At 46.3% G+C, this 22,529-nt stretch carries 23 protein-coding genes; all 23 read left to right on the forward strand.

Annotated elements, in window-relative coordinates; genetic code table 11:
- Nucleotides 1–7 precede the first annotated feature (7 nt).
- The 23 genes from flhB to VHA02S_RS15985 all read left to right on the forward strand — a co-directional run bounded on the left by flhB (nucleotide 8) and on the right by VHA02S_RS15985 (nucleotide 22,457).
- Nucleotides 8–1,138: a flagellar biosynthesis protein FlhB gene (flhB, locus tag VHA02S_RS15875; protein WP_005448387.1), complete on the forward strand. Its 1,131-nt coding sequence runs from the start codon at nucleotides 8–10 to the stop codon at nucleotides 1,136–1,138.
- A 226-nt stretch (nucleotides 1,139–1,364) separates the two neighbouring features.
- Nucleotides 1,365–3,464, forward strand: a complete 2,100-nt coding sequence (gene flhA, locus VHA02S_RS15880; RefSeq protein WP_005448388.1) for a flagellar biosynthesis protein FlhA — start codon at nucleotides 1,365–1,367, stop codon at nucleotides 3,462–3,464.
- A gap of 29 nt (nucleotides 3,465–3,493) precedes the next feature.
- Nucleotides 3,494–5,005, forward strand: coding sequence for a flagellar biosynthesis GTPase FlhF (flhF, locus tag VHA02S_RS15885; RefSeq protein ID WP_005448389.1), 1,512 nt, complete (start codon nucleotides 3,494–3,496; stop codon nucleotides 5,003–5,005).
- Between the two features lie 14 nt (nucleotides 5,006–5,019).
- The gene (locus VHA02S_RS15890) at nucleotides 5,020–5,907 is read left to right on the forward strand and encodes a MinD/ParA family protein (RefSeq protein WP_009696006.1); all 888 of its coding nucleotides are present in this window, start codon (nucleotides 5,020–5,022) and stop codon (nucleotides 5,905–5,907) included.
- Entirely contained in the window at nucleotides 5,900–6,634 is a 735-nt protein-coding gene (locus VHA02S_RS15895; protein WP_005448391.1) for an RNA polymerase sigma factor FliA, read from the forward strand. Before VHA02S_RS15890 ends, VHA02S_RS15895 begins: the two co-directional genes overlap by 8 nt.
- A gap of 45 nt (nucleotides 6,635–6,679) precedes the next feature.
- Nucleotides 6,680–7,048, forward strand: coding sequence for a chemotaxis response regulator CheY (gene cheY / locus VHA02S_RS15900; RefSeq protein ID WP_017635949.1), 369 nt, complete (start codon nucleotides 6,680–6,682; stop codon nucleotides 7,046–7,048).
- Between the two features lie 119 nt (nucleotides 7,049–7,167).
- Nucleotides 7,168–7,908 (forward strand): protein phosphatase CheZ, encoded by a 741-nt coding sequence (locus tag VHA02S_RS15905; RefSeq protein WP_005448392.1) that lies wholly within the window; start codon nucleotides 7,168–7,170, stop codon nucleotides 7,906–7,908.
- A gap of 9 nt (nucleotides 7,909–7,917) precedes the next feature.
- Nucleotides 7,918–10,164, forward strand: coding sequence for a chemotaxis protein CheA (locus VHA02S_RS15910; RefSeq protein ID WP_038898820.1), 2,247 nt, complete (start codon nucleotides 7,918–7,920; stop codon nucleotides 10,162–10,164).
- Between the two features lie 29 nt (nucleotides 10,165–10,193).
- Nucleotides 10,194–11,309, forward strand: a complete 1,116-nt coding sequence (locus VHA02S_RS15915; protein ID WP_005448394.1) for a protein-glutamate methylesterase/protein-glutamine glutaminase — start codon at nucleotides 10,194–10,196, stop codon at nucleotides 11,307–11,309.
- An 8-nt stretch (nucleotides 11,310–11,317) separates the two neighbouring features.
- Entirely contained in the window at nucleotides 11,318–12,097 is a 780-nt protein-coding gene (locus VHA02S_RS15920) for a ParA family protein (protein WP_005448395.1), read from the forward strand.
- A complete protein-coding gene (locus VHA02S_RS15925) occupies nucleotides 12,087–13,166 on the forward strand; it encodes a chemotaxis protein CheW (RefSeq protein ID WP_038898821.1) in 1,080 nt (359 codons plus the stop codon). Before VHA02S_RS15920 ends, VHA02S_RS15925 begins: the two co-directional genes overlap by 11 nt.
- 36 nt (nucleotides 13,167–13,202) lie before the next feature.
- Nucleotides 13,203–13,697: a chemotaxis protein CheW gene (locus tag VHA02S_RS15930; RefSeq protein ID WP_005438733.1), complete on the forward strand. Its 495-nt coding sequence runs from the start codon at nucleotides 13,203–13,205 to the stop codon at nucleotides 13,695–13,697.
- 14 nt (nucleotides 13,698–13,711) lie between these two features.
- Nucleotides 13,712–14,203 carry a DUF2802 domain-containing protein gene (locus VHA02S_RS15935; RefSeq protein WP_005447967.1) on the forward strand — a complete coding sequence of 164 codons (492 nt, stop codon included), beginning with the start codon at nucleotides 13,712–13,714 and terminating at the stop codon, nucleotides 14,201–14,203.
- 199 nt (nucleotides 14,204–14,402) lie between these two features.
- Nucleotides 14,403–15,020 carry a cytochrome c biogenesis heme-transporting ATPase CcmA gene (gene ccmA / locus VHA02S_RS15940; protein WP_038898822.1) on the forward strand — a complete coding sequence of 206 codons (618 nt, stop codon included), beginning with the start codon at nucleotides 14,403–14,405 and terminating at the stop codon, nucleotides 15,018–15,020.
- A gap of 1 nt (nucleotide 15,021) precedes the next feature.
- Nucleotides 15,022–15,690, forward strand: coding sequence for a heme exporter protein CcmB (ccmB, locus tag VHA02S_RS15945; protein ID WP_005447970.1), 669 nt, complete (start codon nucleotides 15,022–15,024; stop codon nucleotides 15,688–15,690).
- A gap of 109 nt (nucleotides 15,691–15,799) precedes the next feature.
- A complete protein-coding gene (locus tag VHA02S_RS15950) occupies nucleotides 15,800–16,543 on the forward strand; it encodes a heme ABC transporter permease (protein WP_005447972.1) in 744 nt (247 codons plus the stop codon).
- A gap of 11 nt (nucleotides 16,544–16,554) precedes the next feature.
- The gene (gene ccmD / locus VHA02S_RS15955; RefSeq protein WP_005447974.1) at nucleotides 16,555–16,761 is read left to right on the forward strand and encodes a heme exporter protein CcmD; all 207 of its coding nucleotides are present in this window, start codon (nucleotides 16,555–16,557) and stop codon (nucleotides 16,759–16,761) included.
- A complete protein-coding gene (ccmE, locus tag VHA02S_RS15960) occupies nucleotides 16,758–17,243 on the forward strand; it encodes a cytochrome c maturation protein CcmE (RefSeq protein ID WP_005447975.1) in 486 nt (161 codons plus the stop codon). The genes ccmD and ccmE overlap by 4 nt, the downstream gene beginning before the upstream one ends.
- Entirely contained in the window at nucleotides 17,240–19,225 is a 1,986-nt protein-coding gene (locus VHA02S_RS15965) for a heme lyase CcmF/NrfE family subunit (protein WP_038898823.1), read from the forward strand. Before ccmE ends, VHA02S_RS15965 begins: the two co-directional genes overlap by 4 nt.
- Nucleotides 19,226–19,780: a DsbE family thiol:disulfide interchange protein gene (locus tag VHA02S_RS15970; protein ID WP_005447979.1), complete on the forward strand. Its 555-nt coding sequence runs from the start codon at nucleotides 19,226–19,228 to the stop codon at nucleotides 19,778–19,780.
- Nucleotides 19,777–20,262 carry a cytochrome c-type biogenesis protein gene (locus tag VHA02S_RS15975; protein ID WP_005447981.1) on the forward strand — a complete coding sequence of 162 codons (486 nt, stop codon included), beginning with the start codon at nucleotides 19,777–19,779 and terminating at the stop codon, nucleotides 20,260–20,262. The genes VHA02S_RS15970 and VHA02S_RS15975 overlap by 4 nt, the downstream gene beginning before the upstream one ends.
- Complete coding sequence (gene ccmI / locus VHA02S_RS15980; protein WP_005447982.1) at nucleotides 20,262–21,479, forward strand: c-type cytochrome biogenesis protein CcmI; 1,218 nt, start codon at nucleotides 20,262–20,264, stop codon at nucleotides 21,477–21,479. The genes VHA02S_RS15975 and ccmI overlap by 1 nt, the downstream gene beginning before the upstream one ends.
- A gap of 198 nt (nucleotides 21,480–21,677) precedes the next feature.
- The gene (locus tag VHA02S_RS15985) at nucleotides 21,678–22,457 is read left to right on the forward strand and encodes an MlaA family lipoprotein (protein ID WP_009698566.1); all 780 of its coding nucleotides are present in this window, start codon (nucleotides 21,678–21,680) and stop codon (nucleotides 22,455–22,457) included.
- Nucleotides 22,458–22,529: the final 72 nt, after the last annotated feature.

The raw sequence follows: 22,529 nt of genomic DNA on the forward strand, positions 1-22,529 counted from the left end.
GACTGGATTGGCAGAGTCAGACGGTCAAGAACGCACCGAAGAAGCCACGCCCCGACGGTTACAACAAGCCAGAGAAAAGGGGCAGGTTGCTCGGTCTAAAGAGCTCGCATCAGCATCGGTATTGATTGTTGGTGCTATCGCCTTAATGTGGTTTGGCGAGTCTTTGGCACGTTCGTTGTTTTCCATTATGAGCCGCTTATTTGATCTCAAACGCGATGAGATTTTTGATACGGCTAAGTTGTTCGACATTGCATTTGGTGCGATGGGCGATCTGCTGTTTCCACTTTTTCTTATCCTCATTACCTTGTTTATTGCTGCAATGATTGGCGCGGCTGGTGTGGGGGGCATTAGCTTTTCTGCTGAAGCGGCGATGCCAAAACTCTCCAAAATGAACCCGCTTAGCGGCTTAAAGCGTATGGTGGGCATGCAGAGTTGGGTAGAGCTTATCAAGTCCATCTTAAAAGTCGCACTTGTGACGGGTATGGCGATATACCTCATCCAAGCCTCACAAGCGGATTTGATTCAACTTAGTATGGACGTGTATCCGCAGAACATATTCCATGCGCTGGATATCTTGCTTAACTTTATTTTACTGATCAGTTGCTCGTTGCTTATCGTTGTTGCGATCGATATTCCATTTCAGATTTGGCAGCACGCCGATCAACTAAAAATGACCAAGCAAGAAGTCAAAGACGAATACAAAGAGACCGAAGGTAAACCGGAGGTCAAAGGTCGTATTCGTATGCTGCAACGAGAAGCGGCTCAGCGTCGAATGATGGCTGATGTCCCTCAGGCGGACGTTATCATTACCAACCCGGAGCACTTTTCCGTCGCACTGCGTTATAAACAGAAAACCGACCGTGCGCCTGTAGTGATCGCCAAAGGTACCGACCATATGGCGATGAAGATTCGAGAAGTGGCGCGCGAACATGACATTACTATTGTTCCTGCTCCACCTTTGGCGCGTGCGCTTTACCACACTACAGAGTTGGAACAAGAAATCCCAGATGGACTGTTTACTGCCGTAGCACAAGTGCTCGCGTTTGTGTTCCAACTTAAGCAGTATCGCAAACGTGGCGGTCAACGACCTAAGATTCAAGATTATGACCTGCCTATCCCTCCTGAACATCGCCACTAATGAAAATAATTGCATTGATGGATTAGACAAAAATTCACATTAGATCAAAGGATTGTAATTTCTTTGAGCAACTAGTCATTATTTTGGCGTTAATCATGGTACACACATTGCTTATATCGCCCTAATCAACAACAATACCTAAACTTTTAGGCGAAAGCTGTCGCGTAATACTAATAGTATGTTTGTACTAACGTGATGCTCCAGACCGATTGAGACACCTCGCAGTATGAAGTTAAGCCTGCCTTTTGCAGATAAATTACCACGAATCCCACAGCGCTCCATGCCTGCCATTGGTGCGCCTGTTATGGTATTGGCCACCCTTGCAATGGTGGTACTACCCATACCAGCGTTTCTGTTGGATTTGTTCTTCACTTTTAACATCGCCTTAGCCATGGTGGTGTTGTTAGTGACCGTTTACACACGTCGTCCACTCGACTTTGCGGCTTTCCCAACGGTGCTGCTTATTGCAACCTTATTACGTCTGGCGTTGAACGTTGCATCTACTCGTGTGGTACTGCTTTATGGTCATGAAGGGGGGAACGCTGCGGGTAATGTTATCGAAGCGTTTGGTAACGTAGTTATCGGCGGTAACTACGCTGTCGGTCTTGTGGTCTTCCTCATCTTGATGATCATTAACTTTATGGTTGTTACCAAAGGTGCGGGGCGTATTTCTGAGGTAAGTGCACGCTTTACCTTGGATGCCTTACCGGGTAAGCAGATGGCGATCGACGCGGACTTGAACGCTGGTTTGATTGACCAAGACCAAGCGCGTTTACGCCGTTTTGAAGTTACCAAAGAAGCCGACTTTTACGGTTCAATGGATGGTGCGTCAAAATTCGTAAAAGGTGATGCGATTGCAGGTATCTTAATCCTGTTTATCAACATTATTGGCGGTCTGTCGATTGGTATGGCGCAATACGGTTTGGGCTTCTCTGAAGCGATGCAAATCTATACCTTGCTGACCATTGGTGACGGCTTGGTGGCGCAAATTCCATCGCTATTACTTTCTATCGCAGCGGCGATGATGGTAACGCGTCAAAATACTGATGAAGATATGGGTGAGCAGCTGATTTTTCAGATGTTCGACAACCCAAAAGCATTGATGATTACTGCTGCTATCCTTGGTGTGATGGGTATCGTCCCGGGCATGCCGCACTTCTCGTTCTTGTCACTGGCGGCAATCGCGGGTGGTGGTGCCTATTGGCTGGACAAAAAACAGAAACAAAAAGCCAAAGAGCCAGCATTACCAGCGAAAGCTGAAGATGGCAGTGAGCCGATCTCTCAACGTGAACTGTCTTGGGATGATGTGCAACCCGTCGACATCATCGGTCTAGAAGTCGGGTACCGTTTGATTCCTTTGGTTGACCGTGACCAAGGCGGAGAGTTGCTAGAACGTGTAAAAGGGGTACGTAAGAAGCTTTCGCAAGATTTTGGTTTCTTGATCCCTGCGGTTCATATTCGTGACAACCTTGAGCTGACACCTAATAGCTATCGTATCACGCTAATGGGAGTTGCCGTTGGTGAGGCAGAAATTCGCCCAGACCAAGAGCTGGCGATTAACCCTGGACAGGTTTACGGCATGATCGAAGGTGAGCCAACCATGGACCCGGCATTCGGTCTGGAAGCGGTTTGGATTCGTGAAGAGCAGCGTGAACATGCTCAAGCGTTAGGTTACACGGTGGTTGACTCTTCAACCGTGCTAGCGACGCATTTAAGCCAATTGCTTACCAATAACGCGTCGCAATTGATTGGTCACGAAGAAGTACAGAACCTATTGGAAATGCTAGGGCGCAGTGCACCTAAGTTGGTTGAGAATTTTGTCCCAGACCAACTTCAGCTTGGTGTGGTAGTGAAAGTACTACAAAACTTACTTAACGAAGCCATTCCGATTCGTGATATTCGAACCATTGTGCAAACCTTGGCGGAGTACTCAAGCAAGAGTCAAGAACCTGACATTTTGACTGCTGCCGTTCGTATCAGTTTGAAACGTCTAATTGTTCAGGAAATCAATGGTATAGAGCCAGAGTTACCAGTGATAACGCTTATACCTGAACTGGAACAAATATTGCATCAAACAATGCAGGCATCAGGTGGCGAATCTGCCGGCATCGAACCGGGATTGGCAGAGCGACTTCAGTCCTCTCTGAGCCAAGCGACACAAGAGCAAGAACTGAAAGGGGAACCTGCGGTTCTGCTGACATCTGGTGTATTGCGTTCAACACTGGCTAAGTTTGTTAAGAACACAATACCTAACCTCCGCGTACTGTCTTACCAAGAAATACCGGACGAGAAACAGATCAGAATTGTGCAAGCAGTGGGCAACTAAGCCCTTCGCATCATTAATGGATTCATAGTTTGAAAATTAAACGATTTTTTGCCAAAGACATGCGAACTGCGTTGCTCCAAGTGAAAGAAGAACTTGGCGCAGAAGCGGTGATCATGTCGAACAAGAAAGTGGCGGGCGGTGTAGAGATCGTTGCAGCGATTGACGGTGAGTCTAACGCAGCACCAACCTCACAAGCGCAATCGCTTCCTAACCGTGGCGCAGCTCAATCAAATCGTTATAGCGAACAACGTCAAATGCCGTCATCTGCTTCAGAGCGTTTCCAAGATCGCCGTTTAGATGATGACAGAATTAGCCTAAACGCGAACAAAGATAAATCAGGCTCAATGACGCAACGTTTCGCGAACATGCTCAAGCAATACAGCAGCGGTGCAGCCGAGTCAGATGACCATGTCGCAGAGAATGAAGATTCTTTGTCCGCATTGCTGCAGCGCCAAAATAAGCACCGTGAAAGCTATAACCAAGAGAAACCTGCGCCTTACCAACCAGACTCGCCACTGGCGAAACTGATTGCGCAAGACAACCGATTTGACCGCCCAACTCCTAAGTTGGATCCAACGCGCTATGACCGTCGCCGTCCATCGGATGAACGCGATGACTCTGCCGATGAGCTAGAGAACATGCGTGAAGAGATGACGTCGATTCGTCGTTTGTTGGAACATCAAGTGTCGGGTTTGATGTGGCAAGAGGTAGAACGCCGCGAGCCATTAAGAGCAATGCTGATTAAGCGTTTGGAGCGTATGGGTGTTTCACCTGAACTTGCCGACCAAATGGCTTGCTACATTCCAGAAGATACGAAACCAGCGCGAGCGTGGAAAGCACTGCTGTCTCTTGTGGCGGATCAGATCAACATTCCGAAACAAGACATTCTGAAGCGTGGCGGTGTCGTCGCATTACTTGGTCCAACTGGAGTGGGTAAAACGACTACGGTGGCTAAGTTAGCGGCACGTGCGGCAATGGAGTTTGGTGCCGATAATGTTGCCCTTGTGACAACGGACACATATCGTATAGGTGCACATGAGCAGCTCTCAATTTATGGAAGAATTATGGGTTGTCCTGTAAGAGTTGCTAAAGATTCTAACGAGTTAGCCGATGTTATATATCAGCTACGAAACAGAAGACTGATTTTGGTCGATACGGCAGGGATGGGGCAACGAGACGTAAGACTCTCTGAGCAGCTCGATACCTTAATGCAAGAAAGCGGAGAAGTGATTCACAGCTACCTTGTTTTGCCAGCTACTGCACAACGTCGAGTTCTGCAGGAAACTCTGGATCACTTCCGACGCATTCCGCTGTCGGGTTGTATTTTGACTAAGCTTGACGAGTCGTTAAGTCTAGGCGAATTCATCAGCGTGGTGATTCAGAACGCGATGCCAGTGGCATACATTGCCAACGGTCAGCGCGTACCAGAAGACATTGTGATAGCACAACCAAAATACATGATTGCGAAAGCAAATGAACTGTTAGAGAAGTCGACAGAGAACGAACCTCACTTTTGGAATAGTGATAACGAAGGACTCTAGGGCGGCGGACTACTATGACTGAGAATATGATACACGATCAAGCAAGCGGCCTCCGTCGCTTAACACAACCATCATTGACTAAAGTAATCGCTGTTACTGGCGGCAAAGGTGGTGTGGGTAAATCAAACGTAACACTGGGTCTGGCGATCTGCATGGCACGCCAAGGCAAAAAAGTGATGGTTCTCGACGCAGATTTAGGTCTAGCTAATGTGGACGTTATGCTCGGAATTCGTTCAAAACGTAACCTAGGGCATGTCCTTGCGGGTGAATGTGAGCTAAAAGATGCGATTGTTGAAGGCCCTTATGGTATAAAGATAGTCCCTGCAACTTCTGGCACACAAAGCATGACTGAGCTGTCTCACGCTCAACATGCTGGACTCATCCGTGCATTTGGTAGTCTTGAAGAGGAAATGGACGTACTGTTGATTGATACAGCTGCGGGCATTTCTGACATGGTGATTAGCTTTTCACGAGCAGCTCAAGATGTTGTGGTTGTGGTTTGCGATGAGCCAACTTCAATCACTGATGCATATGCATTAATCAAGCTGTTGAGTAAAGAACACCAGGTTCAGCGCTTCAAAGTTGTTGCAAATATGGTCAGAAGCTACCGTGAAGGCAGAGAATTATTCGCAAAGTTGACTCTAGTCACAGAGCGCTTCTTGAATGTCAGCCTTGAACTCGTAGCATGTATTCCATTGGATGACAAAGTACGTCAAGCCGTGAAAAGACAGAAGATCGTTGTGGACGCATTCCCACGTTCTCCTGCGGCTTTAGCGATCAGCTCATTAGCGAACAAAGCACTAACGTGGCCACTACCTAAAACACCAAGTGGACACCTAGAGTTTTTTGTGGAAAGGTTGCTAAATCGTACTGAATTCGCAGAGGACCCTTTTGGTGAATAAAGCGATTACCTATAACCAACATGGCAAATTTAATAGCCAGCAGGCGTTCATTGAACGTTACTCGGTGTTGGTTAAGCGTATTGCTCACCACCTGTTAGGCCGTTTACCGCCGAGTGTTCAGGTAGAGGATTTAATTCAGGCCGGCATGATCGGTCTTATCGAAGCTCAGCAGAATTATGATGGTTCTAAAGGTGCGAGCTTTGAAACTTATGCGGGTATCCGTATTCGCGGTGCAATGTTAGATGACATTCGCAAAGGCGACTGGGTACCTCGTTCTGTTCATAAGAACAATCGCGAAATTAACCAAGCGATCGCAGAGCTGGAAGGTGTACTAAATCGCGACCCATCTGATGCTGAAGTAGCAGCGCATCTTGGTATGACACTAGACCAATATCATAGTGCTCTTACCGATATAAACTGTTCAAAATTAGTGGGAATTGAAGATTTAGGCGTCTCTGATGATGTGATTTCACCGGCTGATGAGACCGATGACAGCAACCCGTTTAAGGGTGTAGCTGATGAATCGTTCAGAAAAGCACTGGTTGAATCAATAAAACAGCTTCCAGAGCGTGAAGCTTTAGTACTTTCGCTTTATTATGACGAAGAACTCAATTTGAAAGAGATTGGCGATGTGTTGGGTGTGAGCGAATCTCGCGTAAGCCAAATACTGAGTCAAGCGATGCAACGTTTACGCACCAAGCTCAGTGCGTGGACACAAAATGACTAAACACACTGATTTTACGATTCAGTGGAGGCAATTTTGAATAAAAACATGAAGATCCTTATTGTTGATGATTTCTCAACAATGCGCCGTATTGTTAAAAACCTGCTTCGTGACTTGGGTTTCAATAACACTCAAGAAGCGGACGATGGTTTAACTGCATTACCTATGCTGAAAAAAGGTGACTTCGACTTTGTTGTAACCGACTGGAACATGCCAGGTATGCAAGGCATCGACTTGCTGAAACACATCCGTGCTGACGCTGAACTGAAGCACTTGCCTGTGCTAATGATCACAGCGGAAGCAAAGCGTGAGCAGATCATCGAAGCAGCGCAAGCAGGCGTTAACGGCTACATCGTTAAGCCATTTACAGCTGCAACGCTTAAAGAAAAATTAGATAAAATTTTCGAACGTTTATAACTCTCTCTTTCTCTTTGTTAATCGAGTCATCACTTCTAATACCTACTACTAAAGGGTGGCTCGCTTGACGTTTAAAAAGCGATAAGAAAGAACTAAACGTAAAAAAGGGTCTATTCAGGATGATCTCACTAGAGCAGGCGAAGTCGCTCGTTCAGATGCTAGAAAACGGGGAACAGGACCAAGCCAATGAGCTTGTTGCCTCGATATATGAAAGCGATGGGAATCCGATGCTAAAAGAAATCGGAACATTAACCCGCGACCTTCATGATTCACTTAAGCACTTCAACATCGATCAACGCATGACAGAAATTGCGAAAGCGGAAATCCCGGACGCAAGGGACCGTCTGCAATACGTGATTGATAAAACTGAGTTGGCAGCGAATAAAACGATGGATGCGGTTGATTGCTGCTTACCTATCGCCGACAACCTGCATGAGTGCCTTCAACAAGTTCGCCCTCAGTGGAACGAACTCATGCACGGACGCATCGAATTAAGCGATTTTAAAGCACTTTGCCACCGTATCGATGGGCTGTTAGTTCAAGTCGAAGGTGATAGCACTGAATTGCGTGGTCAGTTGACCGAAATTCTTATGGCACAAGACTTCCAAGACTTAACGGGTCAAATCATTCGCCGCGTGATCACGCTTGTCAATGAAGTGGAAGATCGCCTGGTTGAGATCTTGACCGTGTTTTCTGGAAATAAACCAGAAGAACAGACTCAAGTTTTGCCAGAACCGTCAGATAAAAAGATTAAACAATCAAGCGAAGCAGAAGGCCCGATTCTTCACCCTGAACTCAGGGAAGATGCGGTTTCATCGCAGGACGAAGTCGACGACTTGTTGTCCAGTCTTGGATTTTAAAGGTAACGTATGAGCTACGATTTAGACGAAGATATTCTTCAGGACTTTCTAATTGAGGCTGGGGAAATTCTTGAGCTGCTGTCTGAGCAGTTGGTTGAACTGGAAAATAATCCAGAAGACAAAGATCTCCTAAACGCGATTTTCCGCGGCTTTCACACTGTAAAAGGTGGTGCAGGCTTCCTATCATTGGCAGAGCTGGTTGACACTTGTCACGGTGCTGAGAACGTGTTCGACGTATTGCGAAACGGTCAGCGTTCAGTCACGCCAAGTTTGATGGACACCATGCTAAAAGCGCTTGATACGGTTAACCATCAGTTCCAAGCGGTTCAAGACCGTGAACCACTGGATGCAGCCGATCCTGCACTGTTGGAAGAACTTCATCGTTTATGCAAACCTGAGTCTGAAGACGAAGTCGTTGCGGCGGTTGAAGTGCCAGTTGCTGAGCCAGAACCAGTTATTCCAGAGCCAGTTATCGAACAACCAGCAGCGCCAGTAGAAGCAGCACCTTCTAGCGTGGGTTCTGTTGATGAAATCACTCAAGACGAGTTTGAGAAACTGCTGGATGAGTTACACGGTAAAGGTTCTGCTCCGGGTGCATCTGCGCCAGCAGCACCAGCGGCTCCAACGCCAGTAAGTGCACCTTCATTAGACAGTGGTGATATCACTGATGATGAATTTGAACGTCTTCTTGACGAGCTGCATGGCGTAGGTAAGAGCCCATCGGCATCAGAAGTGGCACCAGTAGAAACGCCTAAAGCGCCAGAGCCTGCTGCTCCTACTGCGTCAGCATCAACTGACGGCGATCTGATGACCGATGAAGAGTTTGAAAAACTTCTCGACGAATTACATGGTTCGGGTAAAGGTCCATCTATCGAAGAGTTAGATTTTGCGACTAAACCAGCATCAGAAAATATTACGCCTGAAGCGCCAAAAGCAGCTCCAGCACCTCAGCCTGCTCCAGTAGCGGCTGCGCCTTCTCCAGCGCCAGCGCCAGCTCCGGCACCTAAGCCAGAAGCAAAACCGGTTGCAGTAAAAGAAGAAGCAAAAGCAGCAGCGCCTGCGGTTAAGAAACCACAAGCAGAAGCAACAGTGCGTGTTGATACTTCAACTCTAGACACCATCATGAACATGGTGGGTGAGCTTGTATTGGTGCGTAACCGTCTACTAAGTCTTGGTTTAAATAGCAACGACGAAGAAATGTCGAAAGCAGTAGCAAACCTAGATGTTGTTACCGCAGACCTTCAAGGTGCGGTAATGAAAACGCGTATGCAGCCAATCAAGAAAGTGTTTGGTCGCTTCCCACGCGTTGTTCGTGACTTGGCGCGTAACCTAAATAAAGACATCGTGCTTGAAATGCGCGGTGAAGAAACCGATCTTGATAAAAACCTAGTAGAAGCACTTGCAGATCCATTGATCCACTTGGTGCGTAACTCGGTTGACCATGGTATCGAAATGCCAGACGACCGCGCGAAAGCTGGTAAATCTCGTACTGGTAAAGTGATTCTGTCTGCATCGCAAGAAGGTGACCATATTGAACTGGCTATCGTTGACGATGGCGGCGGTATGGATCCCAATAAACTCCGTGGTATCGCAGTAAAACGCGGCATGATGGATGAAGACGCAGCAGCACGCTTGTCGGATAAAGAGTGTTTCAACCTCATTTTTGCACCAGGCTTCTCGAGCAAAGAGAAGATTTCTGATATCTCTGGTCGTGGTGTAGGTATGGACGTGGTTAAGACGGCGATCAACACCTTGAACGGTTCTATCGATATCGATTCAGAATTGGGTAAAGGCACTAAGATCACCATCAAAGTACCACTGACGCTTGCGATCCTACCAACACTAATGGTTGGTGTTGGCGGTCATCCGTTCGCACTGCCTCTTGCATCGGTTAATGAAATCTTCCACTTAGATCTTAGCCGTACCAACGTTGTTGATGGTCAACTAACCATTATCGTACGTGATAAGTCTATCCCACTGTTCTACCTACAAAACTGGTTAGCTTCTAAGTCGCCACGTGTAGAAGAGCGCATTGGTCATGGTCATGTTGTTATCGTTCAAATTGGTAGCCAACGTGTCGGCTTTGTGGTGGATACATTGATTGGTCAAGAAGAAGTGGTTATCAAGCCACTGGATAACCTATTGCAAGGCACGCCAGGTATGGCAGGTGCAACGATTACCAGTGACGGTCACATCGCATTGATTCTTGATGTGCCAGATCTACTTAAGCAATACGCTGCAGCTTCGCGCATTTAAGCGAAGCTGGAGTTGAAAAAAGGAATAAGATGGCGATTAAAGTACTAGTCGTTGATGATTCGAGTTTTTTCCGTCGTCGCGTTAGCGAAATCATCAACTCAGAATCGCGCCTAGAAGTGATAGACGTTGCGGTTAATGGCAGAGAAGCGGTTGAGAAAGCCAAAACTCTAAAACCTGACGTCATCACTATGGATATTGAAATGCCAGTCATGGACGGTATTACTGCCGTGCGTGAAATTATGGCTACGTCTCCTACGCCAATCCTAATGTTTTCGTCCCTGACTCATGATGGGGCGAAGGCTACGCTTGACGCACTAGACGCTGGTGCATTGGACTTCTTACCGAAGAAATTTGAAGATATTGCTCGTAACCGTGATGAAGCGGTATCGCTACTCCAACAACGTGTCATTCAAATTGCTTCTAAGCGCGCATTCATGCGTCGCCCAATGGCGAAACCTGCTGCGACTGCACCGAGCTCAACAACTCGTCCATTAGCATCACGCAATACTGCGCCTGCCGCAGCAACTGCAAGTCGCCCTGTGGCAGCAAAATACCGCGCTTCAGGTAAGAAATATCAGTTAACAGCTATCGGTACTTCCACTGGTGGTCCTGTTGCTCTGCAAAAAATTCTGACTCGTTTACCCGTAAACTATCCGCACCCAATCGTGTTGATCCAACATATGCCAGCTACTTTTACTGCTGCTTTTGCAAGTCGTTTAAATACGCTTTGTAAGATCCAAGTAAAAGAAGCTCAAGATGGTGATGTATTGCAAGCTGGCGTTGCCTATTTGGCGCCAGGCGGTAAGCAAATGATGATCGACGGTCGTGCAGGTGCTGCTCGTCTGCGCATTATCGATGGCGGCGACCGCATGAACTACAAACCTTGTGTGGATGTTACGTTTGGCTCTGCTGCAAAAGTATACGGTGACAAAGTATTGTCGATGGTACTGACAGGTATGGGGGCTGACGGTCGTGAAGGCGCACGCATGTTGAAATCAGCAGGCTCAACAATTTGGGCTCAAGATGAAGATAGTTGTGTGGTTTACGGTATGCCACAAGCGGTTGCGAAAGCGGGCATCTCTACAGAAGATTTACCTCTCGACCGCATTGCGGAACGCATGTTGGTAGAAGTGGGCTTAGCGTAGGAAAGATCATGATCGTTTGGAGTGTTGCTAACCAAAAAGGTGGGGTAGGGAAAACGACATCAACTGTGACGTTGGCTGGGCTATTGAGCCAAAAAGGTCATCGTGTATTGATGGTTGATACAGACCCTCATGCGTCACTGACGACTTACCTTGGTTATGATCCGGATGCAGTAACGTCGAGCTTGTTTGATTTGTTCCAATTGAAGACGTTTTCACGTGAGACAGTAAAGCCGTTAATCGTCGAGACTGAACTTGAAGGAATGGACATCATCCCGGCACATATGTCACTTGCAACGCTTGACCGCGTGATGGGAAACCGCAGCGGCATGGGCTTGATCTTAAAACGAGCGCTTCAAGCCGTAGCAGAAGATTATGACTATGTGTTGATCGACTGCCCGCCAATTCTTGGCGTAATGATGGTCAATGCGCTAGCTGCGAGTGATCGTATCCTGATCCCTGTTCAAACTGAGTTCTTAGCGATGAAAGGTCTTGAGCGTATGATGCGCACTTTGACCATTATGCAGAAGTCTCGTCCAGGTGGCTTTAAAGTGACGATCGTACCAACCATGTACGATAAGCGCACAAGAGCTTCGTTGCAGACACTGACTCAGCTTAAGAAAGATTATCCGAATCAGGTATGGACTTCTGCGGTGCCGATTGACACGAAATTCCGTGATGCAAGCTTAAAGCATTTACCAGCATCACACTTTGCTTCTGGTAGTCGTGGTGTGTTTGCTTACAAGCAACTGCTGATTTACTTGGAGAGGTTGGCGTTCGATGAGCAATAACGACGTACTTTCCAGTGAACAGGCGCTTGATGATTACTTCAGCGCATTACTTGGCGAAGAGGTCGAGGTCATTGAGCAAGAGGAAGAGCTTGACTTACTCGCTCAAGAACTATCATCTGCAGAGCCAGAGCCAGAGCCAGAGCCAGAGCCAGAGCCAGAGCCAGAGCCAAAATTACAAATACAATACGCGGAACCAGAGTCGTACCAATACAGCGATACTTACTCACCTGAGTTAGAAGCGCCTAATTTGGAAGACGTTCAACGATTGTTAAGCCAGCTGGAATCCACCAATGTAGTGGCAGAGTTGGATATCGATGACATTTTGGATCAAAACACGATTGATATCGCAGCCGAAGCTAAATCAATCGAACCAGAAATTGAAATCGAAGCTGCGGCAGGTGCCGTGGATGAAATTCAAGAGTGGGATATCGAAGAAGAATTGATTCCTGCTGTTGAGACCGAGCAGCTAGAACCAGTTTGGACTCAATCTGAAACTGAAGCGTTTGAGCCTAAAGTTGACGTTGAAGCCGATGTGGAAGTCGAACAGCACATTGAGACAGAAGCCGAACTGGAAACGGAAACAGGCTCACTGTTGCCAAACACTTGGGAAAGCACGCAACGTAGCGAAGATTTTCAGGTGCTGTACTTTGATGTTAATGGTGTGACGTTTGCCGTTCCACTTGATGAGCTCGGTGGTATCCATCAAATTACGGAACTGAACCATTTGATTGGTCGTCCTGCATGGTACCTAGGTTTGCAAACCAGTCGTGAGCAACAATTTGATGTTGTCGACACTGCGAGGTGGGTGATGGCTGATAAGCTTCATGACGAAGAGTACAAAGATAACTACCAATACGTCGTTATGCTTGGTGAAAGCATGTGGGGGTTGGCAAGTAACCAATTAATGGGTACTGAGACACTCAATATCGACAAAGTCCGTTGGCGTGAACAAGCAGGTAAGCGCCCTTGGCTAGCGGGCATGGTGAAAGAAAAAATGTGTGCTTTAATTCATGTCCAAGCACTTATAGACATGCTAAACGCTGGTTTAGATGTAAAATCACTGAATTAGATTTTTGGTCGGGAACGACAATTACGAGGATTAACTATGTCTCAAGCTTTTGAAGTAGAAGTGAAGAAAGATACATCGAACGACGAAGTTCTTCAGTGGGTGACGTTCCAACTAGAAGAAGAAACGTACGGCATTAATGTAATGCAAGTTCGCGAAGTTCTTCGCTACACAGAAATCGCTCCGGTTCCAGGTGCGCCAGATTACGTACTGGGTATTATCAACCTACGTGGTAATGTCGTAACGGTTATCGATACACGTTCACGTTTTGGTTTGATGGAAGGTGAAGTTACTGACAACACTCGCATCATCGTGATTGAGTCTGAGCGTCAAGTTATCGGTATCTTAGTAGATAGCGTCGCTGAAGTTGTTTACCTACGTTCTTCTGAGATCGACACTACGCCTTCTGTAGGTACGGACGAAAGCGCGAAATTCATCCAGGGTGTAAGCAACCGTGATGGCAAGCTACTTATTCTTGTTGATCTGAACAAGCTGCTAACTGATGACGAATGGGATGAGATGGCTCACCTATAATTGGCTGATGAATCATGGCTGACGAAACCTTCCTATCTTTACCGCTCTTAGTGGGCGGTCTAGCATTTGCCTTCTTGATTTTGCTTTTGTTGCAAATTCGCGTTCGTGCGGGTCTGCAAAAGCAAATGGACCAGCAGCGTGCGCAAGCACGTCACGCAGAAAAAGAAGTGCAAAAGCTAAACAAGCAATTGTTGGAAGTGCGTTCAGTGGTCGTTGGTTTAGGTCAAAAGGTCACTGAGCAACAAGATGTGATTCAACATCTTAATGAGCGCATTCGTGAACTTGAGCACGCAGATACAGATGGTCGTTTGTACAGCCGTGCTTCTAAAATGGTTCAACTTGGCGCTGACATCAATGAGTTGATTGAAGAGTGTGAATTGCCAAAAGCAGAAGCAGAATTGATGCTTTCTCTGCAGAAAAAACTGGCAGGTCAAGAGAAGATCCCTCCACTTAGCGGTCAACCATCAGATGATCCGACATACCCACCTCGTGGACGACGTCGATAAAGAATGAAAAAAGAAGCTTCGGCTTCTTTTTTTATTTTTAAAATAAAAACTTATAATCACTTATGGTTATTTTTATCAAAATGTGACTATAAGTTAACAAAAACTCACGAACTTACATACATCATCGCTTTCTTATCCTGTTTTGTCACAACTAAGCTGTGCTAATATAGCGACTCGTTCATTTTTTAGTTGAAGCCCTATGTTAGAAGTCTCTAACCTAACTGCGATCCGTGATGACAGGGTCCTGTTTGAAAACCTGCAATTCGAAATTAAACCTAGAGAGTTGGTCCAGATTGAAGGACGTAACGGTACAGGCAAAACCACATTGCTGCGTATTGTGACAGGGTTAGGGGACAGAGAAGAAGGCATCATCAAATGGAAAGGCGAAGAGGTTGAAAAGTCTCGTGATGTTTTCCATCAGGACCTTTTGTTCCTAGGGCATCAAACTGGCGTTAAACGCGAACTTACTGCGTTTGAAAACCTGCGCTTTTACCAATCTATCCATAATAATCGTTCCTCAGATGAAGAAATCTTTGCTGCTTTAACCCAAGTGGGTCTTGCAGGCAGAGAAGATGTGCCTGTAGCACAACTTTCTGCAGGACAGCAGCGTCGCGTTGCATTGGCAAGACTGTGGCTAAGTAATCAAATTTTATGGATTTTGGACGAACCGTTAACTGCAATCGATAAGCAAGGTGTGAAGGTGCTTGAATCGTTGTTTGCAAATCATGCAGACAATGGTGGCATTGTGATTTTAACGACACACCAAGATATGTTTGCAGACAGCCCGAAACTTAGAAAAATAAAACTGGGTGACTAATATGATTTCGGCAATGTCGACCATTATCCGCCGCGAGCTTTTGATTGCATTTCGCCGTCAAGCAGACATCTTGAACCCTTTGTGGTTTTTCATCATTGTTATCACACTTTTCCCTCTTAGCATCGGTCCAGAGCCTAATTTGTTAGCACGTATTGCAGCAGGCATTGTTTGGGTTGCTGCGTTGCTATCCGCCTTATTATCATTAGAACGTCTATTCCGTGATGATTATCAAGATGGTGCGCTTGAGCAAATGATGCTAATGCCGATCCCACTGCAACTTGTTGTGATTTCCAAGGTCATAGCTCACTGGTTGTTAACGGGATTGCCTCTGATCTTAATCAGTCCATTGTTGGCGATTCTATTATCTCTTGATTTTAATACTTGGCTGTCTGTTGTACTGACATTGGTCATCGGTACACCGACGTTGAGTTTTATCGGTGCTATTGGTGTAGCACTGACTGTTGGGTTACAAAAAGGCGGCGTTCTTTTAAGTTTGCTAATTCTCCCGCTTTACATCCCAATTCTAATTTTCGCTACGTCCGCGATTGATGCCGCAGCACTGGGTATGGCGTATAACGGGCAATTAGCGATTTTAGGCGCAATGTTGATGGGGGCTGTCACTCTCACACCATTCGCCATCAGCGCAGCATTGAGAGTTAGTGTTAACTAACTCAGTAAAGTGCGCGTTTAGCGACGTTTGATCAAAGAATTATTATTAAAGCACTGCTACGGTCTCGACCCTCTGGACAGTGTCCCTGAAGTAAGAGTGAGAACTTAACATGTGGAAATGGCTACATCCTTATGCCAAGCCAGAAGCAGCTTATCACCTGAGCGGTAAGTTTCTTCCTTGGTTTTCTGTATTGGCCCTCGTATGCCTATCGGTTGGTACCGTCTGGGGGCTCGCATTTGCACCTTCGGATTACCAGCAAGGCGATAGTTTCCGAATCATTTACATCCACGTACCTTCGGCTATTTGGTCTATGGGCGTGTACATGTCGATGGCTATAGCTGCATTTATCGGCTTGGTTTGGCAAGTACGTCTATCTGACATGGCAGCACTGGCCATGGCGCCTATTGGTGCGGTATTCACCTTTATTGCTCTGTTAACGGGTGCCGTTTGGGGTAAACCTATGTGGGGCACTTGGTGGGTATGGGATGCTCGTCTAACCTCTGAACTTATTCTTCTATTCTTATACCTTGGTGTTATTGCACTTTACCACGCGTTTGACGATCAAAAGACAGCGGCAAAAGCGGCGGGTATTTTGGCAATCGTTGGTGTGGTCAACCTACCGATTATCCACTTCTCTGTTGAGTGGTGGAATACGCTTCATCAAGGCGCGACAATCACCAAATTTGAAAAACCATCCATCTCATCCAATATGCTTTGGCCGTTGCTGCTAAACATTTTTGGTTTTGCGTTCTTCTTTGGCGCGGTAACGATGGTGCGCTTCCGTAACGAAATTATCAGCAAAGAGAGTCATCGCCCTTGGGTGCAAAAACTCGCGGCTGAAAAAACTCAGTGAGGTAATTGAATATGCATTTTGAATCTCTGAGCGAACTCTTTGCCATGGGTGGCTACGCAGGTTACGTATGGAGCGCGTTTGGTATTACTTTCTTATCTATGATCATTCTTTTAATTTCGAGTATCCGCCGTGGGGATGCGTTGTTAAAAGAAGTGAAAGCGAAAATTGATCGTCAAGCGCGAGTCGACGCGGCGAAGAATATGGAGAACACGTTATGAACCCGAGACGTAAAAAGAGGCTAGGCATCGTTCTGGCTATCTTTATCGGTATTAGTGCAACCATCGGTTTGATGCTTTATGCGTTGAACCAAAATATGGATCTATTCTACACGCCGACGGAATTGGTAAATGGTAAACCTGACGGTACTAAACCAGAAGTTGGTCAGCGTTTGCGTATCGGCGGCATGGTGGTTGTAGGCTCAGTTCGCCGTGACCCAGAGTCACTAAAAGTGAGCTTTGATCTGCACGACGTGGGTCCTAAAGTGACGATCGTGTACGAAGGTATTCTTCCTGATTTGTTCCGCGAAGGTCAGGGTATTGTTGCTCAAGGTGTTCTTGAAGACGCAACAACCGTAAAAGCTTTTGAAGTGTTGGCAAAACACGATGAAGAGTACATGCCACCTGAAATTGCAGAAGCAATGAAGAAGACTCACGAGCCTCTGCAGTACACATCAGAACAGAAACAAGGAAGCGGCCAATGATTGCTGAAATCGGTCACTTTGCCCTCATACTTTCGCTAGCAATGGCATTGTTGCTAAGCATATTGCCGTTATGGGGCGCATCAAATAACAACACTATGCTGATGAACACAGCACGACCACTTTCATGGTCGATGTTCGTCATGCTGTTTTTCTCATTTGCGATTTTATGTTGGGGATTCTACACCAACGACTTTACGCTCCAATACGTTGCAAGTAACTCAAATAGCCAACTGCCTTGGTACTACCGCTTAACGGCTGTTTGGGGCGCGCACGAAGGCTCACTACTGCTTTGGGTACTTATCCAAGCTGCGTGGACAGTCGCGGTCGCTACTTTCAGTCGTGGTATGCCACAAGAATCCGTTGCGCGTGTACTTGCGGTAATGGGCATGATCTCAGTGGGCTTCCTACTATTTATCATCCTGACTTCGAACCCGTTCCTACGCACTTTGCCGTTCTTCCCGGTAGATGGCCGTGACTTGAACCCGCTTCTTCAAGACCCAGGTTTGATTGTTCACCCACCTATGCTTTACATGGGGTACGTAGGCTTCTCGGTTGCCTTCTCGTTCGCGATTGCGTCTTTGATGACTGGTCGTCTTGATACGGCTTGGGCTCGTTGGTCTCGTCCTTGGACTACGGCAGCTTGGGTATTCCTAACACTAGGTATCGCACTAGGTTCTTGGTGGGCATATTACGAACTTGGCTGGGGTGGCTGGTGGTTCTGGGATCCAGTAGAAAACGCATCATTCATGCCTTGGCTAGCGGGTACGGCGTTAATGCACTCTCTAGCGGTAACCGAAAAACGCGGTACATTTAAAGCGTGGACGGTACTTCTTGCTATCTCTGCGTTCTCTTTGAGTTTGTTAGGTACCTTCTTAGTGCGTTCCGGTATTTTGGTATCGGTACACGCGTTCGCGTCTGATCCATCACGCGGTATGTTTATCCTAGGTTTCCTAGTCTTTGTTATCGGCGGCTCACTCCTGCTATTCGCAGTGAAAGGGGCAGCGGTTCGCGTACGTGGTAATTTCGATTTGGTGTCGCGTGAGAACGCGCTGCTTGCTAACAACGTGCTTCTGATTGCTGCGCTAGTCGTAGTATTGGTTGGTACCTTGTTACCATTGGTTCACAAACAAATTGGTCTTGGTTCAGTATCTATCGGTGCACCATTCTTCGACATGCTGTTTGCGTGGTTGATGATGCCGTTCGCCTTCCTACTAGGTATTGGTCCTATGATTCGTTGGAAGCGCGACAATCTATCTAAGCTTATTAAGCCAATGATTGTTTCTGGTGTGCTTGCTTTCGCACTAGGTGCTGTGTGTGTATTCCTGTTCGCCGATTTCTTCTCAGCGATGGCTTACATCGGTTGGGTAATGGCAATCTGGATCATTGCAATGCATGGCTTTGAACTGTACGAGCGTGCTACTCACCGTCACAGCTTCGGCGAAGGTGTTCGTAAACTTCAACGTAGCCACTGGGCAATGATGCTTGGTCACATTGGTCTAGCCGTTACTGTGATTGGTATTGCGATGGTGCAAAACTACAGTATCGAACGTGACGTGCGTTTGGCTCCGGGTGAGCACTTCAAGATTTACGGTTATGATTTCTACTTCTCAGGTCTACGTGACAAAGATGGTCCAAACTACGATGGTTACATCGCAGACTTTGAAATCACGAATGATGGTAAGTATGTGAACACGTTGCACGCTGAAAAACGTTTCTACCGTACAGCGAAGTCAATGATGACTGAAGCGGCAATCGACCGCGGTATCACTCGCGACCTATATATTGCGATGGGTGAACGTCTAGAAGATAACCGTTCTTGGGCGGTTCGTATTTACTACAAACCATTCGTTCGTTGGATCTGGACTGGTTCATTGATCATGTCTTTGGGTGGTGCGCTTGCTATCTCTGATAGACGTTACCGCTTCCGCAAAACGGCTAAGAAAGGCGATAAGTCAAAGCTAGCGGAGCAGGAGGCAAAATAAATGAATAAGAAAGTCTTATTTATCCCGTTGGTAGCTTTCATGGTATTGGCGGGTATCTTCGCAACTCAGTTGGTTCGCAACCAAGAGGGTGACGATCCAACGAAACTTGAGTCAGTACTGGTTGGTAAGCCAGTACCTGAGTTCCATCTAGAGGATTTAGCTGAACCTGGTAAACAGTACGATCAGTCGATCTTTAAAGGCGAACCACTGTTGCTTAACGTTTGGGCGACTTGGTGTCCGACTTGTTACGCTGAACATAAGTACCTCAATGAGCTTGCAGGGAAAGGTGTGAAGATCATCGGCATGAACTACAAAGATGATCGCAATAAAGCGGTAGGTTGGCTGAACGATTTGGGTAACCCATACCTGATCAGCTTGTTTGATGGTAGCGGCATGCTAGGTCTAGACCTTGGTGTGTACGGTGCACCAGAGACATTTATCATCGATGCAAACGGTGTGATCCGTTACCGTCATGTTGGTGATGTAAACCCTCGCAACTGGGCGGAAACGTTGGAGCCGCTGTACACCAAGTTGGTTGAGGAGGCGAAGCAATGAGAAAGTTTTTCTTAGCGGCTTTTGCTGCGATGACATTTTCTCTTGCTGCTCATGCAGCGATTGAAGTGTATGAGTTTGACAATCTAGAGCAAGAACAGCAGTTCAAAGAGCTTGGTCATACTCTTCGTTGTCCTAAATGTCAGAACAACACCATCTCTGATTCGAATGCAGAATTGGCTCAAGACTTACGCCATAAGGTGTACGAAATGACCAAAGAAGGTAAGTCGAAAGATGAGATCGTGGACTACATGATTGCTCGTTACGGCAACTTCGTAACGTACAATCCTCCGTTTACTTTTGCTACTGCAATTCTGTGGCTAGGTCCACTAGCAGTGGTATTAGGTGGCTTTGGTTTAATCGTGCTGCGTAGCCGAAAATCAAAAGCAAAAGCAGTTCAAGCAAGTAACGAACAATGGGACGAAGAAAAAGAAGCGCGTCTCAAATCATTGCTTGATGAAGAGAACAACGGAGATAAGAAGTAATGACACTATTTTGGGTTTCTACCGTTGTTCTTACGCTGATAGCTTGTGTCTTAGTTGCACTGCCGCTGCTTAAGCAAAAAGCCAACAACGATGAAGTGTTACGTGATGAGCTTAACAAAGCGTTCTATAAAGACCGCCTATCTGAGCTTGCTGAAGAAACAGACGAAGGTCTAGTCGAGAGCCAAGATGATTTGATTTCCGATCTGAAGCAATCTCTTCTGGACGATATCCCTGGTGATAAAAAGCAAAAGGAAACACATGTTTCTCCGATTGCTGTTTTGATCCCATCAGTGATTTTGACAGTGGTATTGAGCTACGGTCTTTACTACAAGTTTGGCGCATCTCAAGACGTTGTGAAGTGGCAGGAAGTAAACGATAACCTTCCTGAACTTTCTAAAAAGCTAATGTCTGCAGCATCTGAGCCACTCAGTGATGATGAAATGGCTGATCTCTCTTTGGCTCTGCGTACACGCCTGCATTACCAACCTGAAGACTCAACCGGTTGGTTGCTATTAGGTCGTATTGCTTTGGCGAACCGAGATGTGACGACTTCCATTGATGCAATGGAAAAAGCGTACAAGCTAGAACCAAAAGATCCAGATGTTCAACTTGGTTACGCACAAGCTCTGATGCTTTCCCAAGACGAGATGGATCAAGCAACGGCTCGTTCTCTGCTTGGTAAACTGATGCAACAAGATTACGTTGACCTACGTGTCTTCTCTCTACTTGCGTTTGATGCATTTGAGCGCCAAGATTTCCCAGCAGCGATTAAGTATTGGGGTATCATGCAGCAAATGATCGGTCCTGAAGACAGCCGCTATGAAATGCTAGGTCGCAGTATCGAAAGTGCACGTAAGCAAATGGGTGAAGCGGTTTCTCCAGACAAGAGTGTGGCAGTGACTATTAACGTAGCTCCAGAAGCTCAACTTGATCCAAATGCGGTATTGATTGTGTCAGTACATCGCGCAGATGGTTCTCCGATGCCTGTTGCGGCAGCTCGCTACCCATTAGGTACGTTCCCTCGTACAGTCGTACTGGATGATGGTAATGCGATGATGGACGGTCAGAAGCTATCTTCTCTAGATAAGTTGATGGTTCGCGTTCGTGTTGATTCGGATGGTAACGTTGCAACTCGTGACCAAGATTGGCATGGTGAAAGCCAAGTCGTTGATTTTGGTCAGCCAGTAGAAGTGATGATAGATAAACAGTATCAATAATTCATGAACGTCTCTAATAATTGACACTTAAGGATTGTTAGGACGGTTTTGTGGTATGACTACCAACTATCGAGTAGAATAATAAAGGCCAGCGCATGCTGGCCTTTACTTATATACCCAAATGACTTTTTCCAAAGTACTAAACGTACGTAAAACACAGGTCATTTAGGGGTATTAATCGTCGTTATGGAACGTAGAATGTATAACAAGGGTAAATCCATCTTCTTGTTGCTGTTCGCTGTTGGACTGGTTGGCTGTTCAACTGCACCCGAGGAAGCGGTAACAGAAGAAAACGAAACTAATCAAACAACTTCTGATGTTTATGATCCATTGGAAAGTTTCAACCGCACAATGTGGGAACTGAACTACGATTATCTTGACCCGTATTTAGTTCGCCCAGTGTCTCTTGCGTATGTTGATTACACGCCTGTGCCAATTCGCTCTGGTATTGCTAACTTCCTAGCTAACTTAGACGAACCTGCGAGTGTGGTGAATAACCTAGTTATGGGAAATGGCACTAAAGCCGTTGATCACTTTAACCGCTTCTGGATTAACTCGACATTCGGTATCTTAGGTCTGTTTGACGTTGCAACGGCTGCTGGTATCACCAAGTACGACAACAAAGAGTTCAGTAGTGTGGTTGGTCACTATGGTGTAGGTAATGGTCCATATTTTATGGTACCGGGCTACGGTCCATATACATTGCGTGAAGTGACAGACACTGTGGATGGTATGTACTTGCCACTTTCATACCTAAACTTCTGGGCAGGCTTAGGTAAATGGGCGCTGGAAGGTATGGAAAAACGTGCTCTGTTAGTACCACAAGAAGCACAGCTTGAAGCATCGCCTGATCCATATGTATTAACTCGTGACGTTTACATTCAACGTCAAAACTTTAAAGCAGAAATCAGTACGACTGATGAAGTAGATGCGGAAGAAGAAGCGTACTTAGACGAGTATTTAGAAGAAGACTTCTAATCGCTTTATACAGAAAAACAAAAAGGCTTGGTGAAAACCAAGCCTTTCTTTTTATCGGTAACTTTCTTTTAT

Origin of the sequence: Vibrio harveyi NBRC 15634 = ATCC 14126 = KCTC 12724 (assembly GCF_001591145.1) — a bacterium.
Classification (GTDB): Bacteria; Pseudomonadota; Gammaproteobacteria; order Enterobacterales; family Vibrionaceae; genus Vibrio; species Vibrio harveyi.

Excerpts from the sequence above, each read along its gene's own strand:
- VHA02S_RS15890 (WP_009696006.1), top strand. The coding sequence starts at position 5,020 with ATGACTGAGAATATGATACACGATCAAGCAAGCGGCCTCCGTCGCTTA.
- ccmB (WP_005447970.1), top strand. The coding sequence starts at position 15,022 with ATGATTTCGGCAATGTCGACCATTATCCGCCGCGAGCTTTTGATTGCA.
- flhA (WP_005448388.1), top strand. The coding sequence starts at position 1,365 with ATGAAGTTAAGCCTGCCTTTTGCAGATAAATTACCACGAATCCCACAG.
- VHA02S_RS15925 (WP_038898821.1), top strand. The coding sequence starts at position 12,087 with ATGAGCAATAACGACGTACTTTCCAGTGAACAGGCGCTTGATGATTAC.
- VHA02S_RS15950 (WP_005447972.1), top strand. The coding sequence starts at position 15,800 with ATGTGGAAATGGCTACATCCTTATGCCAAGCCAGAAGCAGCTTATCAC.
- ccmI (WP_005447982.1), top strand. The coding sequence starts at position 20,262 with ATGACACTATTTTGGGTTTCTACCGTTGTTCTTACGCTGATAGCTTGT.
- VHA02S_RS15985 (WP_009698566.1), top strand. The coding sequence starts at position 21,678 with ATGTATAACAAGGGTAAATCCATCTTCTTGTTGCTGTTCGCTGTTGGA.
- ccmD (WP_005447974.1), top strand. The coding sequence starts at position 16,555 with ATGCATTTTGAATCTCTGAGCGAACTCTTTGCCATGGGTGGCTACGCA.
- VHA02S_RS15930 (WP_005438733.1), top strand. The coding sequence starts at position 13,203 with ATGTCTCAAGCTTTTGAAGTAGAAGTGAAGAAAGATACATCGAACGAC.
- VHA02S_RS15905 (WP_005448392.1), top strand. The coding sequence starts at position 7,168 with ATGATCTCACTAGAGCAGGCGAAGTCGCTCGTTCAGATGCTAGAAAAC.
- VHA02S_RS15965 (WP_038898823.1), top strand. The coding sequence starts at position 17,240 with ATGATTGCTGAAATCGGTCACTTTGCCCTCATACTTTCGCTAGCAATG.
- VHA02S_RS15935 (WP_005447967.1), top strand. The coding sequence starts at position 13,712 with ATGGCTGACGAAACCTTCCTATCTTTACCGCTCTTAGTGGGCGGTCTA.
- ccmA (WP_038898822.1), top strand. The coding sequence starts at position 14,403 with ATGTTAGAAGTCTCTAACCTAACTGCGATCCGTGATGACAGGGTCCTG.
- VHA02S_RS15915 (WP_005448394.1), top strand. The coding sequence starts at position 10,194 with ATGGCGATTAAAGTACTAGTCGTTGATGATTCGAGTTTTTTCCGTCGT.
- VHA02S_RS15970 (WP_005447979.1), top strand. The coding sequence starts at position 19,226 with ATGAATAAGAAAGTCTTATTTATCCCGTTGGTAGCTTTCATGGTATTG.
- ccmE (WP_005447975.1), top strand. The coding sequence starts at position 16,758 with ATGAACCCGAGACGTAAAAAGAGGCTAGGCATCGTTCTGGCTATCTTT.
- VHA02S_RS15910 (WP_038898820.1), top strand. The coding sequence starts at position 7,918 with ATGAGCTACGATTTAGACGAAGATATTCTTCAGGACTTTCTAATTGAG.
- VHA02S_RS15975 (WP_005447981.1), top strand. The coding sequence starts at position 19,777 with ATGAGAAAGTTTTTCTTAGCGGCTTTTGCTGCGATGACATTTTCTCTT.
- cheY (WP_017635949.1), top strand. The coding sequence starts at position 6,680 with ATGAAGATCCTTATTGTTGATGATTTCTCAACAATGCGCCGTATTGTT.
- VHA02S_RS15920 (WP_005448395.1), top strand. The coding sequence starts at position 11,318 with ATGATCGTTTGGAGTGTTGCTAACCAAAAAGGTGGGGTAGGGAAAACG.